The sequence below is a fragment of the Fibrobacter sp. UWEL genome (assembly GCF_900142535.1).
GTDB lineage: Bacteria > Fibrobacterota > Fibrobacteria > Fibrobacterales > Fibrobacteraceae > Fibrobacter.
This window is the reverse complement of record NZ_FRBE01000036.1, coordinates 1-15720: the sequence shown is the minus strand read 5'-3', so window position 1 is coordinate 15720 and position 15720 is coordinate 1. Positions and strand designations below refer to the sequence as shown.

At 49.7% G+C, this 15720-nt stretch carries 15 protein-coding genes; 7 read left to right on the top strand and 8 right to left on the bottom strand.

From position 1 onward, the window contains the following. Nucleotides 1–173: 173 nt before the first annotated feature. The 5 genes from BUB59_RS14335 to BUB59_RS14315 are packed head-to-tail and all read right to left on the bottom strand — an operon-like array spanning nt 174 to nt 5256. A complete protein-coding gene (locus tag BUB59_RS14335) occupies nt 174–1034 on the bottom strand; it encodes an ABC transporter permease (RefSeq protein WP_073231247.1) in 861 nt (286 codons plus the stop codon). After that, nucleotides 1018–2802 carry a hypothetical protein gene (locus BUB59_RS14330; protein ID WP_073231245.1) on the bottom strand — a complete coding sequence of 595 codons (1785 nt, stop codon included), beginning with the start codon at nt 2800–2802 and terminating at the stop codon, nt 1018–1020. Before BUB59_RS14330 ends, BUB59_RS14335 begins: the two co-directional genes overlap by 17 nt. Then, entirely contained in the window at nt 2799–3806 is a 1008-nt protein-coding gene (locus BUB59_RS14325) for a glycosyltransferase family 2 protein (protein ID WP_073231242.1), read from the bottom strand. Before BUB59_RS14325 ends, BUB59_RS14330 begins: the two co-directional genes overlap by 4 nt. Further along, nucleotides 3803–5038, bottom strand: a complete 1236-nt coding sequence (locus tag BUB59_RS14320) for a type II toxin-antitoxin system HipA family toxin (RefSeq protein ID WP_073231240.1) — start codon at nt 5036–5038, stop codon at nt 3803–3805. Before BUB59_RS14320 ends, BUB59_RS14325 begins: the two co-directional genes overlap by 4 nt. Continuing rightward, on the bottom strand, nt 5035–5256 hold the full coding sequence (locus tag BUB59_RS14315; RefSeq protein ID WP_073231238.1) for a helix-turn-helix transcriptional regulator: 222 nt from the start codon (nt 5254–5256) through the stop codon (nt 5035–5037). The genes BUB59_RS14320 and BUB59_RS14315 overlap by 4 nt, the downstream gene beginning before the upstream one ends. A gap of 452 nt (nt 5257–5708) precedes the next feature. On the opposite strand from BUB59_RS14315, the gene BUB59_RS14305 reads away from it, so the two are divergent. Next, nucleotides 5709–5891 (top strand): hypothetical protein, encoded by a 183-nt coding sequence (locus tag BUB59_RS14305; RefSeq protein WP_073231233.1) that lies wholly within the window; start codon nt 5709–5711, stop codon nt 5889–5891. Nucleotides 5892–5904: 13 nt separating this feature from the next. Here the strand turns inward: BUB59_RS14305 and BUB59_RS14300 are convergent, their stop codons facing one another. Next, nucleotides 5905–6258 (bottom strand): hypothetical protein, encoded by a 354-nt coding sequence (locus BUB59_RS14300; protein ID WP_073231231.1) that lies wholly within the window; start codon nt 6256–6258, stop codon nt 5905–5907. A 229-nt stretch (nt 6259–6487) separates the two neighbouring features. Between BUB59_RS14300 and BUB59_RS14295 the strand changes: the two genes are divergently transcribed. From BUB59_RS14295 to BUB59_RS14275, 5 genes are all read left to right on the top strand, one after another. After that, nucleotides 6488–6736, top strand: a complete 249-nt coding sequence (locus BUB59_RS14295) for a hypothetical protein (RefSeq protein ID WP_073231229.1) — start codon at nt 6488–6490, stop codon at nt 6734–6736. Next, the gene (locus BUB59_RS14290) at nt 6736–7134 is read left to right on the top strand and encodes a PIN domain-containing protein (protein WP_073231227.1); all 399 of its coding nucleotides are present in this window, start codon (nt 6736–6738) and stop codon (nt 7132–7134) included. The genes BUB59_RS14295 and BUB59_RS14290 overlap by 1 nt, the downstream gene beginning before the upstream one ends. 93 nt (nt 7135–7227) lie before the next feature. Beyond that, a complete protein-coding gene (locus BUB59_RS14285) occupies nt 7228–8472 on the top strand; it encodes a hypothetical protein (protein WP_234980079.1) in 1245 nt (414 codons plus the stop codon). A 7-nt stretch (nt 8473–8479) separates the two neighbouring features. Continuing rightward, on the top strand, nt 8480–9727 hold the full coding sequence (locus BUB59_RS14280; RefSeq protein ID WP_073231222.1) for an ATP-grasp domain-containing protein: 1248 nt from the start codon (nt 8480–8482) through the stop codon (nt 9725–9727). Nucleotides 9728–9765: 38 nt separating this feature from the next. Continuing rightward, nucleotides 9766–10890, top strand: coding sequence for a Gfo/Idh/MocA family protein (locus tag BUB59_RS14275; RefSeq protein ID WP_083540358.1), 1125 nt, complete (start codon nt 9766–9768; stop codon nt 10888–10890). Here the strand turns inward: BUB59_RS14275 and rffA are convergent. Continuing rightward, nucleotides 10887–12029, bottom strand: coding sequence for a dTDP-4-amino-4,6-dideoxygalactose transaminase (gene rffA, locus BUB59_RS14270; protein ID WP_073231216.1), 1143 nt, complete (start codon nt 12027–12029; stop codon nt 10887–10889). The genes BUB59_RS14275 and rffA overlap by 4 nt on opposite strands. 56 nt (nt 12030–12085) lie before the next feature. After that, a complete protein-coding gene (locus BUB59_RS14265; protein ID WP_073231213.1) occupies nt 12086–13378 on the bottom strand; it encodes an ATP-binding protein in 1293 nt (430 codons plus the stop codon). A gap of 205 nt (nt 13379–13583) precedes the next feature. Here BUB59_RS14265 and BUB59_RS14260 point away from each other — a divergent pair, with 205 nt between their 5' ends. Then, on the top strand, nt 13584–15470 hold the full coding sequence (locus tag BUB59_RS14260) for an endo-1,4-beta-xylanase (RefSeq protein WP_073231210.1): 1887 nt from the start codon (nt 13584–13586) through the stop codon (nt 15468–15470). Nucleotides 15471–15720 lie beyond the last annotated feature (250 nt).

Sequence of the window (15720 nt, the reverse complement as noted above, 5' to 3'; positions counted from 1 at the left end):
CAAGAATTTTGTATCTTTGCTCTCGGTTAAGATGACTCAATGCAACCTCTTTGTGGTAAGAGAAGGTTGCAATTTAGTTATCCTAGCTGGCTCCCATCTGGGGGCCTTTTTTGCATCCTTCAGATTCCGCTCGGATTATGCATTTGCAAATAGAATTCGGGAACAAAGAATGCTTAAACTGTATCCATAAAGGTTTTCTGAATGCGATTGAAAACGATGATGCCTATGGTGAGCAGAACGATGGCAAATCCAGTGCTGTATCCTAGCCCCTGCCAACTGAATTCACCAACACCTAACATCCCGTACTTGAATGTTTCCATGATGCTTGTGAGGGGGTTTGCGCTCATGAGCATTTTTAGTTTGGGGTTGTCGATGGTGCTTAGGGGGTAGATGACTGGGGTGGCGTACATCCACAGCTGCACAATAAAACTCAGGAGAAATGTGAGGTCGCGATACTTGGTGGTAAGGCTGCTAAAGAGAATGCCGAAACCCAGGGCAAGGCCTGCCAAGATGGTGATGAGTACGGGGGTCAAAAGCAGGTAAAGGTTGGGGTGGACCGGGGCGTCGGTAAAGATCAAGTAGTAGGCAAAAACGATTAGAAATAGACCCATTTGGATACTAAGGCGGATCAGGTTGCTGGTCACTGTGGCCATTGGCACAACGAGGCGGGGAAAATAGACTTTGCCAAAAACGTTGGCGTTGTCGATGAAGGTTTTGCTGGTCTGGTTCAGGCATTCCGCAAAGTAGGTCCAGAGGCAAATTCCTGCCAGGTAGAACAGGGGTTGGGGGAGCCCGTCGGTGCTGATTTTGGCAATGCCGCCGAATACCACCATGAACATGATGGTGGTCATGATGGGCTGGATAAAGAACCACAGGGGACCCAGGATGGTCTGCTTGTACCAGGTGACTATGTCCCTTTTCACGAACATGCGGTACAAATCCCTGTATTGCCACAGTTCCTTAAAGTCGATACTTAGCAGGCTTGACTTTGGCTTGATTTCGGTGATCCATTTTTCGCTATTCAGTTCGCTCATTTTGTACCAGCCTGTACTTGAAAAAGTTGGTTTTGCCGATGGTGCGGAGGGTGTCCACGATGACAGTGTCGCCAGTTTGGTTGCCTAGGGAATCCTGCCCATAGTAATGGCGCATTAGGAAGTTCCCAAGGCGGTCTTCGTTGATGACGGTGACGTTGCTGTCGATGACTTGGCGCATGGGGTTGGTGATGCCGTATTCCGCCAAGGTCTGGGTGATTTCGGGCAGGTAGGGGGTCCAGTATCCAAGGCTCACGATGTTCCTGTAGCTGCCGAAGGGCTCTGCCTTGTAGGGTGGTTGCTTGTGGTGGCTGAATGCCATATAAGTGCGCATGTTGGTAAAGAACATGGTATTAGGATTGCTGTCGATATACGCGAGAACTTGATTGTAGTCGGTGGAGTCGTCTACGGCTAGGGTGCGAACGTTCCCTGAGGAGGGGTCGTGGACGGTGTCCCCGGAGGTGATGTAGGTAAGAATGTTGGCGATGCCGATAATTGCGAGTACGGTAACGAAAACTTTGTTGTTGAAAAAGCGGTTCAGTTTTTCGTTCTTGAATTGGTTCCATAGGGGGATGGATAGCATTGCTGCGTAAAACCAGAAGCCGCCTTCTACGCGGTAAACCACGCGGTTTTGCGCTAGTAGCATGGATAGCAGGTAAAAGACTGCAGCTAGGCTAACCCACAGGTACGGGAACTTCTTTCGGTTGGTAATTAGGATAAATATGCAGGCGATGAACCAGGTCCAGAATAGGGGCGTTTGCAAACTGTGCTGCAATGCTTTTAATAGCTGGGCGGGGATTTCGTTTCGCTGGTTTTTATCTCTATAGGAACCAATGACATCAACAATGGCTTGCATGCTGTCTTTGGCGAAAGTCTCTGTATCGTAGAATGTCCAGCGGGTGAGCAGGTCGTAGTCTTTGCCGGACTTACCCTTTTCTTCAAGGTCTTCGTATACTGCGTTCTTGTTGTAGTTTTCTCCATCGCCAAGAGCAGCTCTTGGCCCTTGTATTTCAATGTAGGGCTTGTATTCGGGGGTGTTATAGAGATTGCGGTCCCATTGGTGCAGGCCAAAGGCTGTTGCAAACATTACTGACAATGTGATGATGACGGGTATTTTTTTTGCCCAGCATTGTTTGATTAGGAAAAGGAGGCCTACGCAGAAGAAGGGCATGCCCATGAGGAAGGCTGGCCAGCGCATGATGCTGCCCCAAAGGAGGAGGAAGAGGGCGTAGATGTAGGGGGCGTACTGGCTTATGAGATTCCTCGACTTCGCTCGGAATGACGTGTTGGATGTCGCTTGGAATGACATGTTTTCTTTGTCATTCTGAGCGGAGCAACGCGGAGTCGAAGAATCTAGCGTATTCGCGAAGACTAGCATGCCGGTGGCGCTTAGGAGGCTGGCGCATTGGGTGAATTGGACCACCAGGTAGAAGTCGCTGGCTAGGAGGGCTACCAGTAGGGTGGCGATGAGGGTACCCCATTTGTTGCCCATCTTTTTGATGATAATGTAGCTGATGGTGGTGAGGCTCAGGAAAACGCTGAACATCTCGCCGATGTAGTACCAGCCAATGGTGGGGAATAGTTTGTAGAGGGGGATGAGGGCGTAGCCGTAAAGGGCGTTGACGAAAAGCAGGTGGGGGTTGTAATCGGTGCCGTGGGCGCCTGTGAGAACCGCTGCCATAAAGTAATCGTCGATGGCGCCGTATTTTAAGTCACCAAAGATGAGGCAGAGTGCGAGGAAGAAGATGTTTATGAGCAGCGCCCGAATCATACACGCTCGCGGATGACGTATTGGGGGCTTTGGTTGATGCTGATGTAGATGCGGCCGATGTATTCGCCGATGAGGCCCAGGAGGAGCATGAGCATGCCGCCGATGAAGAGCATGGTGGCTAGCATGCTGGTGTAGCCTACGGGAATTTCGGGGCGCATGAGTTTTTCGTACACAACGAAGCCGCCGGATACAAGGCCCACGATGGCGCAGAGGAAGCCGATGAAGGTGGCTGCGCGGAGGGGCTTAACGGAGAAGGCGGTAAAGCCGTTGATCCACAGACGGATTAGGCCTGCGATGGTGTAGCCGGACTCGCCTTCTAGGCGGTTGCGGTGTTCTACTTCGACGTTGCCCAGGTTCTTGGTGGCGCGGAAGACCAGGCCGCTGATGTAGGCGAAGGGGTGGGGGTATCGTACGATTTCGTCTACGATGAATTTCTTCATGATGAAGAAACTGGTGGTCTGCAAGGTTTTGGGCTGGCCGATGATGGCTTCTGCCATTTTCTTGTTGGTCCAGCTGCCGAAACGACGGAACAGGTGTTCCTTCTTGTGTTCGTAATAGCCGTATACCACGTCGAAGCCTTCTTCCAGCTTGTCTACCAGCTTGAAGGTTTCGCTGGCGGGAGTCTGGCCGTCGTCATCCAGACTTACGACGTAATCGCCAGTGGCGGCGCCGTAGCCTGCCATGAGGGCGCAGTGCTGCCCGAAGTTTTTCGCCAGACAAATACCCTTGATCTTGGGGTCTGCAGCCGCAAGATTCTTGATTACATCCCAGACCTTGTCGGGACTGCTGTCGTTCACCAGGATGATTTCGTAATCAAAGAGATCCCTCGACTTCGCTCGGGATGACATGTTAGCTGCTCGGGATGACATGTTGGCTGCTCGGGATGACTCGTTGCGGGTGGCGACGGTCTCGCGGATTTCGTTGACCACGGCTTCGATAGTCCCCTGGCTACGATAGCAGGGAATCACAAAGGAAATCTTTTTAGCGGTATTTTGCTCGCTCATAGGAGGGAATGTAGAAAGAATGATTCTTGTATGCGGGTTAGGGTGTCCTTGAAATCGGCGATTGCGGGATCATTCTTTAGGGGTTCAAAGCCTTTTTTGATTTTTTCGCCTAATTCCTTGTAGATGTCCAAAAAAATTCCAGGACGCAAGTTGACTTCGGTGGCCCATAATTCAAGATCGTCTTTTTTGATTTTCTTGATTTCGTAATGCTTGCCGAATTTCATGGATGTTTTTTGCGTCAGGCTCGGGTAAATCAGGGTGCATACGGTGTCGTAGATGGGGGCAAGTTGGACCATATTTCCTCGGTATAGGAGGGAATAGTTCTTGCCGTGGGCGTCGCAGTTGCCGATGAGTAGGTTGAAGAGGGCGTATTGAATAAAGGCCTTTGTGTCTAGCAGGGGAATGGATGTTTTTTGCTTGATGAGTTGGTAGATGCCAGCTAGGCTTGGACCGCCATCGTTTTGATACTTGCGGTCGCTCATGATGCCTAGTGCCTGGCACATGTCTTCTTGGTGGAGACGAGAGATGTTTTTTCCGCTGATGAGGCGATCGTAGCGCTCGGTCATGAAGAAATAATGGTCGCCAAGTTTTCGAAGTTCTGTTCTGGGAGTGGGGAGACCGGCGGATTTTGCCAGCTGGGTGCAGATGTATTCGTTTGCGGCGAGGGAGGCTAGCTCACCTGTACCGGTTGGTTTGATGATGTGCGTGGAGGGAGCCCCGTCTTTGGGAAGGTAGAATTTTCCTCCGAAGAATGCCAAGGGCAGTTTTTCCTGGGCGCCGGCTAGAGAAAGGCGTAGTTCCTCGGTGGCTTTCAGCAGAGGGCGCGTGGCGGAATTCTGGATAAATTCAAGAAGTTTGCGATCGGAAATTTTGAGATAATTTTTGGTATCCAGGGTATAGGTGTCCTGCGCTTTGACTGGTGTCGATTCGGGCAAAATGGAAATCATGCCTGCGCAGTCACCACCAAGCTCTTGGAGCAGTTTAAATGTACTGGATTCAGAAATGTGCAGAAAGTCGGATACTCTGCGCTTGACATCCCCTTCGGGGAGGATTCCCGAAAAGAAGGGGAGGCATTCTTTTTGGGAAAAGGGTGCTGATTGCAATGGGAGGGCTTGTGAAAGGGATGGCCCGGTTTTGGCGAATTCGGAGTTGTATTGAAATATGATTCCCTGGTTTGGAGTGGACTCCAGGGTGCCTGCCAATCTGCTTCCAAAGAAAACGTTGAGGATCACTTATCGTTCTCCTTTTCGATGGTGTGCAGATTGATGCCCAGCATTTGGAGTACGTTTAGTACTTTGCCGATGTGCAGGGAATCCTTGCCGTTTTCTAATTCCGAGAAAAAACGGTTTCCGACGCCGCAAAATGCGGCGCATTGGGCCTGCGTGAGGTTCAACTGTTTACGCCGGGTCTTTACCACGGTTGCGATGTCTGTTGCCTTAAGAACTTGCATGTTTCAAATATAATATTCCCGAACGGGAAAATCAATTGTGCAAATGTGTTTTTTATAGAAAATATTCCCGAACGGGAAAAATTTGAAGACCGACTCTCGGCTGTGTAATTTGTAAAAAAATATCTAGTTAGCCAAGTAGCCGTTTTACGGCAGAAACGATGCTGACGGGGGTGCTATCAACGGACTTAAGCGTAAAAAAATTTGGAAACCATCTTGACTTTTGGTGAACGTTAGTTGTCATGCGCTCCGGCGTATGCAGGAACGTCACTTTACGGTTGAGATGCTCAACGAGTTCTTGGCTGGTGATTTCTTGGATTTGAGTAGTGAGACAGAAAAAGATGTGGTCTTGCTTATCAATGAGATAAATGGTAAATTTTGGACATTGGTTGTCAATAAGCAAACCGACAATCTGATAACTGTCCGAAGATCACACAAGAAGGAGATAGAAGACTATGATTGTGGAAGGCATTGATATTGATTACTATGAAAAGCATGATTTTGGTCCCGAGATGAAGAAAGCTCGGGAAGAGGGGCGGCTATACGTCCATCATGGCTGTACCATCGAGAATGTGATGGACAAGATACGTGAAGTGCGTGGCGAACTTAAGGAGCCGAAGGCCGAATATAAGCCTTAGTCGGGCTCTTTATTTAACGAGATTGAAGCCTGTACTTGAAAAAGTTTGTTTTGCCGATGGAGCGGAGTGTGTCTACGATGACTGTGTCACCGGTTTGGTTGCCTTGTGAGTCCTGGCCGTAATAATGGCGCATCAGGAAGTCGCCTAGCATGGGCTCGGCCTTGTAGGGTGGCATCTTGTGGTGACTGAAGACCATGTAAGTACGCATATTGGTTGCTCGGGATGACGTTCTACTGATGTCATCCTGAGCGGAGCCCTGTAAGGGCGTAGTCGAAGGATCTAGCGAAGCATTTTGCTTCGCGACGGTCTCGCGGATTTCGTTGACCACGGTTTCGATAGTCCCCTGGCTACGATAGCAGGGAATCACAAAGGAAATCTTTTAGCGGTAATTTGCTCGCTCATAGGAGGGAATATAATAAAGTGCATTCCCGAAAGGGAAAATTGAATATGCGTCAATTGAGCCTGAAAAAATTTCACCGAAAATAATTGCAATAATTATTCTTGACAAATGGTGAACATTTGTGTATATTGTTGCTGTCCAACCAAAGTAAATCCGTTTTTTTTTTTCACGCTTGTAAAACGGAAAAGGAAAAAGTATGAATCAAAATCAATTATGTATATTTCTTGGCGGGAGGCCTTTTATGCCGGAAGCCATCATTCAACTTTATAATTCGTTAGATAGTAAGGAACAAGAGGAAGTCAACGACTTCATCGTATTTTTGCTGTCCCAAAAGAAAAAGAGGAAAGTTGACACTGCGGAAGCGCTTAATGGTGTTCTCGGTCTGTTGAACCCAGAAGAGGCTGAAAATATTCGATCTGCACACCTTATGCTCAAGGAGGTGTGATGCTTTATTTTTTGGATACGAATATCGTAAGTTATATCCTTGAAAATCGCTCAACTATTGTCTCTAATTTTATTGAATTATCGTCAAAGAACAGTATTCGTATTCCGAGCATTGTTTACTATGAAATTCTTAGAGGCTTGTTGTATCGTGATGCGAATCGTCGTCAGGCCGCATTTGATACTTTTTGTCAGGCATATGGAATTGCGAATTTGACACAAACCTCCTTGCAGTATGCTGCAAAAACATATGCGACGTTGAAAAAGAATGGAAACCTTATTGAAGATGATGACCTTTTAATAGGATCCTTGGCTGTAGACCAGCATGCGGTCCTAGTAACCAACAATGCGAAACATTTGGGTCGAATTCCTGAAATTCAGCTACTTGAGTGGACTTGCTGATCGTATATGAATCGTTTGCTTTACCCGTTAGTTGCTAGTGCGCTGATCACAATTGCGCCGTTCTTGATTACGTTTGAGAATGGGCAGGATATTGTGCGCGGAATTTTTGGGTATAGCGAGTTCGCTCTGCTGCTGTTGTTCGTATGGGTGAAGGTCGGTGCGTGTCATCCTGAGCGAAGCGTGAAGCGCGAAGTCGAAGGATCCAGGGCGGTTAAGGTCCTGCGTATTGCGGCGATGGGCATTATTGTTGTGGCTATGCTGGTGGTGGCGTTTATGGACCTTTCCAACTTGCTGGCGATTAAGGGCTGGGATATGAGTTGGCGGGCTGTGGTGCCGGTGGCGACTTGCGGTTTGGCGGTGACCATGATGTGGAAGATTCCTGCCTTTAGTTTCCCGACGATTAACCTGATTGTGTTTGTATCCTTGGTGTTCCATCTGGCGGCGTATAATTTTTACCCGGCGCAGCCTGTGGCTCAGTTCCCTGTGGTGGAGTATTTGGCTCGCACTGCTCCCAAGCCGGTGGAACGAAAGGTTTTGCGCGAGGAATTCAAGGCCAAGTATGCGGTGATGGATACTGCCATTGTGACGCCTGGTTTTCTGGATACGACCCGCAGTAATGTGCTAGTGCTGGTGGAGAGCTGGGGGATTCCTCTGGATAATCAGGCTTTCGATGCGGAGCTGCAGATTTTTAGGGACGTGGGTTTCGCGGAAGGTAAGGATAGCGACGGTTTTGGTAGAATGCAGGTGGGTGTTCACAGCCGCATGTATAGCCGCACTCGCACGGCGGAACGTGAGGATCTTGTTTATTCCTTGCGTCGTGATTCTGTGACCCGTCGTAGGGATACGACGTTTACGCCCAATGTGTTGGCGGGTCTTGGTTACGAGACGTATTTCTTTGTGGGGCTGGATAGTGCGGTGCAGTGGCGCCATAAGTACATTCGCAACATCGGGTTTAAGAATGTGAATTGGGGCACTGGTTGCAAGGATGAGTGCATTGTTCAGAAGATGGATTCTGTGCTTAATGCGACCGCGGTTGGGTTGAGTTATGATTCCGCGGGTGGGGACAGCACGCAGGCTCGTAAAGTTTTTGCAGCCTGGACCACGACTGAATCGAAGTTCCCTTTGAAGGATGTGGATCCTTATCGGATTTCTATGGCGGATTTGGAAGTCCTGTATCCGGCGGCTATTGAGAAGACTTTGAAGCGAGTGGCGGATTTGGCTCGAAAGCATCCTGAAGTGCGATTTATTGTGCAGGGGGATCATGAACCGATTTTGTCACCGCTGCCTTTCCAGGAACGTTTTTACAAACGCTGGACTCCTTATGTTGTTTTGAATTGAGGTGTGCATGTCCAAGAAGAAGTTGTTGCTTTTAGGTGGCGGTCACGCTGAAATTCCCTTGATCCAGGCGGCTCAGGAACTGGGCTATTATGTGATTACCACGGGTAATGCCCGAGAGGGACTGGGACATCCTTATGCGGACAAGAATGTGTTCGCGGACTTTAGCGATAAGGATGCCATGCTTGCGTTGGCCCGAGAAGAGGGCGTAAGCGCGGTATGCTCCGGATGCAATGACTTTGCGTTGCTGAGTACGGTTTATGTTTGCGAAAAGTTGGGATTGCCTGGTCATGATAGTTTTGAGACTAGCCTGCAGATTCATCACAAGGACAAGTATCGCGCTCTGGCTGAACGTTTAGGAGTGCCAACGCCCCGCTCCCGACGAGTGCCGGTGGGAGGGTCGATTGACGAAGCTTGCGGGGAACTGACCTTCCCGCTGATTATTAAGCCTGTGGACTTGACGGGTGGCAAGGGCATCCATCGCGTGAACAACGTGACGGAAGCGCGGGAGGCGTATGCCGACGCAGTTTCGCGCACTCGTGAAGATCACATTGTGGTGGAAGAGTTTGTTACGGGAAGTAACCACGGGTTTAGCGCCTTCTTGATAGACGGTCGCGTGGCATTTTACTTTGCGGACAATGAACAGTACTACTTGAATAAGTACATGGTGAGTGGCGCCAATACGCCGTCGTCCACAAGCGCCCGCGGGTTGAATCTGCTGGTGGAGTATAGCGAACGCATCGCTGCGGACTTGCATCTGGTGGATGGCATTTTGCACATTCAGTACATCGAGCGGGACGATGGAATTCCTGTGATTATTGAAATCTGCCGCAGGCCTCCTGGGGATTTGTACATCAAGTTCGTGAAGTATGCTACTGGGGTGGACTATCCTAAGATGATTATTGCGGCGGAATGCGGCTTGGACCCTATCCCCCAAAACGGGGTCCAGGGTGACGCCTCTATTGTCATCCCCGGCTTGACCGGGGATCTAGCTTTTCCTTATGCGTCAAAACCTTTCCTCCGTCACTGCATTATGGCGGATCGTGCTGGGGTTGTTGCGGGTGTGGACTTTGCGCCTGAAATTCAGAAGAATCTGGTGGAAAAGTTCCTGTGGTATAAGGAAGGGGACGTAGTTTCCGATCCGTTCTATTACAAAGCTGGCATTGTGTTCCTGCGGTTTGAATCTGTGGAGGAAATGACGGAGAAAACCGCTCGGATGACGGAACTCATCAAGGTTCGCTTTGCAAATGTCAAATAAAACGTCCGCTAGGCGTTAAAAAGATTATATTGCAAAATATGCAGAAAGCTTTTGAAATTGCGTTTATTGGTGGCGGCGTGAATTCCGCCATTGGAGAGGTTCACAAGGCCGCAAGCCAGATGGATGGCCGCTTTAAGTTGGTGGCCGGTGCCTTTAGTACCCACGTCGATGTGAACAAGCAGACCGCCGAAGTTTGGGGTGTTGCGCCGGATCGTGTTTACGCGGATTACAAGGAATTGCTGGTCGCGGAAAAGGGCAAGCTGGACGCAGTTGTGGTTTTGGCTCCCACGGATTATCACGAAGAAATTGTGGTGGCTGCATTGCGTGCGGGCTTTGCCGTGATTTGCGAAAAGTCCTTGGCCACAAGTGTTGCCGAGGGCAATGCCATTGCGGATGCGGTGGCCGAGACGAAACAGTTTTTCTGCACCACTTATAATTACACCGGATATCCCATGGTCCGCGAATTAAAGCAGTGGATCGAGGATGGAAAGCTGGGCAAGATCCAGCAGGTCCAGGTGGAAATGCCTCAGGAAGGATTCTTGCGCCTGGGCAGTAACGGTGCACCGCCGAAACCCCAGGCCTGGCGCCTGAAGGATACGGTGATCCCCAAGATTTCTCTGGACTTGGGAAGTCACTTGCACAATATGGTTTATTTCTTGACGGGTGAGCGCCCCACTCGAATTATCGCGGATGAGGCGACTTATGGTTTGTTCCCGCAGATTGTGGACAACGTGGGTGCTTTGGTTCGTTATACGAATGACGTTCGCGCTCAGATATGGTTCAGCAAGACTGCGCTGGGCAACCGCAATGGTTTGCGTATCCGTGTGTACGGTAGTGAAGGTAGTGCTGAATGGTTCCAGCTGGAACCGGAAACACTGAAGGTTTGTGACCTGCAGGGTCGTGTCTCGTTAAGTGATAGAACGGGTGATGTAAAGATTGCCAATCTACCGCGATACAACCGCTTTAAGGCTGGGCATCCCGCAGGTTTTATCGAGGCGTTCGCCAACTACTATCGTGATATCGCCGACTGTCTGGAACAGTTCCGCGCGACGGGTTCCTTCACGAGCAAGTACGTATGCGGCATCAAGACTTCGCTGGAAGGCCTCGCCATGATGGAAGCCGCCGCCATTTCCGCTAAGTCCCAGAAGTGGGAAGATATCTAAACCCCGAAGAATTCAAAGATCTTATCGCACACGTCTTCACGTTCCTCTTCGGAGAGTCCGTAGAAGAGGGGCAGGCGGAACAGTCTGTCGCTTTCTTTTGTGGTGTAACGATCTTCGCCGTTAAAGCGGCCGTAGCGAAGGCCTGCGGGAGAGCTGTGGAGGGGAACGTAGTGGAACACTGCCAGGATGCCGTTGTCCACCAGGTGTTTTAAGATAGCGGTGCGGGTCTGGTTATCTGCAACTTTCAAATAGAACATGTGGGCGTTGTGAACGCAATGTTCCGGGATGGTGGCAAGTTCGATGAGGCCCTTGTCGGCCAGAGGCTGCAGGCGGGCGCGGTAGTCGTTCCAGCTGGCCATGCGGTTGTCGTAAATGATGTCGGCACTTTCCAGTTCTGCCAGCAGGTAGGCGGCATTCAGTTCGCTGGGGAGGTAGCTCGATCCCAAATTCACCCAGGTGTACTTATCTACTTCGCCGCGGTGGAACTGACAGCGGTTTGTTCCTTTCTCGCGGATAATTTCTGCGGGGTCCGCAAACTTGGGATCCTTAATCAGGAGTGCGCCACCTTCGCCCATGCTGTAATTTTTCGTTTCGTGATAGCTGTAGCAACCGAAGTCGCCTAGGGTGCCTAGGGCGCGGCCCTTGTAGGTGGCCATCATGCCTTGGGCGGCGTCTTCTACTACCAGCAGGTTGTGGCGGTGGGCGATTTCGTTAATCTTGTCCATTTCGCAGGCCACGCCGGCATAGTGGACGGGAACGATGGCTTTTGTCTTTTCGGTGATGGCGGCTTCCACCAGGTTTTCATCCATGTTCATGGTATCAGGGCGGATGTCCACGAACACGCACTTGGCACCGCGGGCCACGAAGGCGTCGGCGGTGGAGACGAAGGTGAAGGACGGCATGATCACTTCGTCGCCGGGCTGGATGGAGCACAGGTGCGCTGCCATTTCCAGAGCGTGAGTGCAACTGGTGGTGAGCAAGGCTTTTGCGGTTTTCGTATGCTCCTTAAGCCAAATATGGCACTGTTGGTTAAAGGGACCGTCACCGCAGATGCGACCGCTCTTTACCGCCTGTTCAACATATTCAAGCTCTGTGCCAATGAAAGGGGCTCTATTAAAAGGGATACGAATATTTGCCATGACACGAATATAAAAAGAAATTTGTATGGATGTGCTGAAATGAAAAATAGTGAGGCTTACGGTTTGATATTTCCGCAGGTGGCGAGCGGGTAATTTATCATCCAGTCCTGTTCGCGATAATTGCTAAGGGAATAGCGAACGCCTTTGAGTCCTTCGTGCTTTTTTACAAAGCAGCTTAGACTCTTGCTCTGCAAGTTCTCGGCAGCCTTGACTTCGATGGGAATTATTACGCTGTCTTTTTGTACGAGAAAGTCCAACTCGCCACTGGAGTTCTCGGCAGACCAGTAAAAAATCTGGCATTGCTCGGTTGCTTTCAGTTGCTGGAAAACATATTGCTCGGCGAGGGCTCCTCGAAATTCCTCAAAAATTTTTGACCCATTCAGAATGATTTCTGCTGGCACATGAGACATGGCGCAGAGCAGGCCAATGTCCACCATAAAGATCTTGAAGGCCGAAAAGTCTTCGTATGCAGAAAGAGGAAAATCGGCCTTCTTGACTCGATGGACTTTGGTGATTAGGCCGGCGTCGCGAAGCCATTCCAGGGCGACTTCATAGCTCTTGGATCTTGCTCCTTCCTTAAGCATTCCGAATATGAACTTTTTATTTTCTTTAGATAGCTGTGCGGGGATGGAATTCCATACTAGGCGCAGTCTTGGTACTTCGGAATTGGGGGCGTGCTTTGAAAAATCCTTGTCGTAGGATTCAAGGATGTTTTGCTGGACCTTGACCACTTGCTGCAAATCTGTGGTTTCTACAAAGGTTCTGACAGCTTCTGGCATACCACCGATAAAGTAGTATTTTTTCAACAAGTCTGTTATTTTGTCTGCAAATACGGAAATCAAGTCGAATTTTGAATCTTGAATAATTTGGGCTATTGGGCTTTGTCCTGTGGCTTCCAAAAATTCAACGAAATTCATCGGATGTACGTTTAGGAAGTCTACCTTTCCCACGGGGAAGGATGTCCCTGAATGCATTGCAACGCCTAATAGTGATCCTGCTGCAATAATGTGATACTGAGGCGCTTTTTCGTAAAAGTATTTGAGAGAGGTTAGCGCTCTTGGTGCTTCTTGGATTTCGTCAAAGAGAATCAGGGTGTCTTGGTCAATTACTGTTCCTGTTGCGATTTGGAGACCTTGAATAATGCGTTGTATGTCGAAGTCCATGTCGAACAGCCGTTTGCAAGGCTCGTTGTCTTCAAAGTTGATGTAGATTGACTTTGCGTACGATTGTCTTGCAAATTCCTGCATGAGCCAAGTTTTTCCAACCTGTCTGGCCCCTTTTAAGATGAGCGGTTTTCTGTTTGGAGACTCTTTCCATTCAATGAACTTTTGCAAAATTTGACGTTTCATATGACAAATATACTTAAAATGTACTAAAAAACAAAAAGTCCGACTAAAAAGTGTATTATTTGTGCAAAAAGTTCGACTAAAATATGAAAAATAGTGCGTTTTCTAATTTCTCGTTGTTCCTTAAAACAACGAAATTTGAACCCTGGCGGTTTGATTCTGCGGGGTAAAAACATAATTTTAGGCAAAACTTGTTTTAGGATTTGGTATGAAATTTGGTGTTTTTCTTTTGTGCGCGGGGGTGACCTGTGCAATGGCCGCGGAGGCGGATAGTACTCTTCGTCAGCTGGCGGAGGCTCGTGGCCGTTTTGTGGGTTCTATCCTGAATTCCAACTGGTTTAATTATGGCTTGGGCGATGACGCCGAGGTGTACGAAAATACTCACAAGTCCCAGTTCAATATTGTGGTTGCGGAAAACGAGATGAAGTTTGATGCCACGGAACCGTCTCGCAATACGTTCAACTTCAAGAATGGCGACAAGTTGATGGCTTATGCGGCGAAGAACGGAATGCAGGTTCGTGGTCATGCACTGGCCTGGCACAGTCAGGTTCCCAACTGGGTTCCGGCATTGGCAGAAAGTGTGGCGTCTGCGGGCGGTTCTGCCAAGGATACTTTGCTATCGGTTCTGAAGAATCACATCGAAAATGTGGTGGGGCATTACAAGGGTAAGATCCGTGAATGGGACGTGGTGAACGAGGCTATTGGCGACGGCACTCCGGCTGCGTGGCGTAACGGCGAATCTTCCGTGTGGTACAAGTACATCGGTCGCGAGTTTATTGACTCCGCTTTCGTGTGGGCCCACAAGGCTGATCCGGAAGCAAGGCTTTATTACAACGACTACTCTCTGGAATGGGGCATCGGTGCTGGGGCCAAGGGGCGTTTCGCGGTGGATTCCGTGGCTAAGCGATTGAAGGCTGCCGGTATCTATATCACGGGTATTGGCACCCAGACTCATATTTCTGATTATCATGTGACAACGCCGCCTAACGTGAAGGCTTTGGCTCAGGCTTTGGAGGCCGAGGGGCTGACTTTGCAGATTACGGAGCTGGATATTGGCTTTGATAAGAAGGCTGCGACCCAGGCGGATTTCGAGGCCCAGGGTAGTTTGTACCGTCAGTTTATGGATGTGTTCCTGGAAGCGCCTAACATGGAGGCGTTTGTAATCTGGGGATTCTCCGATAAGTATAGCTGGCTTCCGGATTTGTACAAGTACAATGGCCTGGTGTTCGATTCTAGCTTTGTGGCGAAACCGGCTTATGACAGCCTGGTAGCTAGCCTGAAGGCTCATAGTGCGGATCAGGTGAAGGCGGTTACGGATGTGGTCCCCCTGGTATGGGATGAGGTTTCACCCTTCGGGAACGGAAAGTATGTGATTGTGGATTACAGCCAGGCGGGTGCGGAAACTCGCGGGGAATGGTCCGGCGATGTGAAGAATGGAAATGGCAAGTTCGTGGCGGAAGAACTGGCGGGGAAGACTGGCTATATGAACGTGCCGCTGGCTGGCTGCGACCAGAATGCAGATTACTGCGGTTATCAGCATGCGATTTACACGCTGCCTCAGGATGCGGTGGATTCTAATTTCCTGAGTCGCTGTGAGGCGCTGGTGTTTACTGCGTATGGCCCCACGGGCAGCACTGCTTATGTGAACATCGGGGTGAACGATCCCAAGATGACTTTGCAGAACGGCCGCCCGCTGGCTTCTAAAACTTGGGCGGGAATGACGGTGGACCTGCAGGCTGTTCGCGACGCTGGGGTGAATCCCACCCAGTTGACGTTCAACAGCAGCAATACTTCCGCCATGTACATCTCGAAGATTGAAGCCGTGGGCTGCCTCGACGGAAACACTGTGCTGGGCGTCGGCGGGAACGTTAATCGTCTTGTGTCGGGGCGGAATCGCGTGGTTCGTTTCGATGGCGTCCGTTTGTTTGTGCCGGCAGCGTCCCATGTGAACGTGTTTGATATGCAGGGGCGCCTTGTTGTTTCTGCAAGGAACGTCGCCGACTCCGTCCGTTTGAACAGTTTAGCGAAGGGCGTGTACGTGGTTCACGTCCAGAACGGCAATCAAAAACTCTCTCACCGCGTAAACGTGAAGTAGTTCGAAGTCATGCTGAGTTTCAGGCGCCCCTTTGTGGGGCGCTTTTTCTAATGTCAACAGTAGGTTGCAAAATTTCTGTAGGGGTTGCTTTTTGCGGATAGGCAATGTACATTTTGTAGGAGGGAAATGAATATGCCTAAAATAAGCGAATTGTTGGCTCTTCATCAACATGTGTGGGTGGCTTCGCCACCCTTTTTTGTTGACTTTCGCCTAAATTAAACAAAAAATGGGCTATTTTCTAAAATTTAAT

Coding starts and splice junctions, on each gene's coding strand:
- BUB59_RS14290 (WP_073231227.1), top strand. CDS start 6,736: ATGCTTTATTTTTTGGATACGAATATCGTAAGTTATATCCTTGAAAAT.
- BUB59_RS14305 (WP_073231233.1), top strand. CDS start 5,709: ATGATTGTGGAAGGCATTGATATTGATTACTATGAAAAGCATGATTTT.
- BUB59_RS14260 (WP_073231210.1), top strand. CDS start 13,584: ATGAAATTTGGTGTTTTTCTTTTGTGCGCGGGGGTGACCTGTGCAATG.
- BUB59_RS14330 (WP_073231245.1), bottom strand. CDS start 2,802: ATGATTCGGGCGCTGCTCATAAACATCTTCTTCCTCGCACTCTGCCTC.
- rffA (WP_073231216.1), bottom strand. CDS start 12,029: ATGGCAAATATTCGTATCCCTTTTAATAGAGCCCCTTTCATTGGCACA.
- BUB59_RS14325 (WP_073231242.1), bottom strand. CDS start 3,806: ATGAGCGAGCAAAATACCGCTAAAAAGATTTCCTTTGTGATTCCCTGC.
- BUB59_RS14315 (WP_073231238.1), bottom strand. CDS start 5,256: ATGCAAGTTCTTAAGGCAACAGACATCGCAACCGTGGTAAAGACCCGG.
- BUB59_RS14335 (WP_073231247.1), bottom strand. CDS start 1,034: ATGAGCGAACTGAATAGCGAAAAATGGATCACCGAAATCAAGCCAAAG.
- BUB59_RS14265 (WP_073231213.1), bottom strand. CDS start 13,378: ATGAAACGTCAAATTTTGCAAAAGTTCATTGAATGGAAAGAGTCTCCA.
- BUB59_RS14280 (WP_073231222.1), top strand. CDS start 8,480: ATGTCCAAGAAGAAGTTGTTGCTTTTAGGTGGCGGTCACGCTGAAATT.
- BUB59_RS14295 (WP_073231229.1), top strand. CDS start 6,488: ATGAATCAAAATCAATTATGTATATTTCTTGGCGGGAGGCCTTTTATG.
- BUB59_RS14275 (WP_083540358.1), top strand. CDS start 9,766: ATGCAGAAAGCTTTTGAAATTGCGTTTATTGGTGGCGGCGTGAATTCC.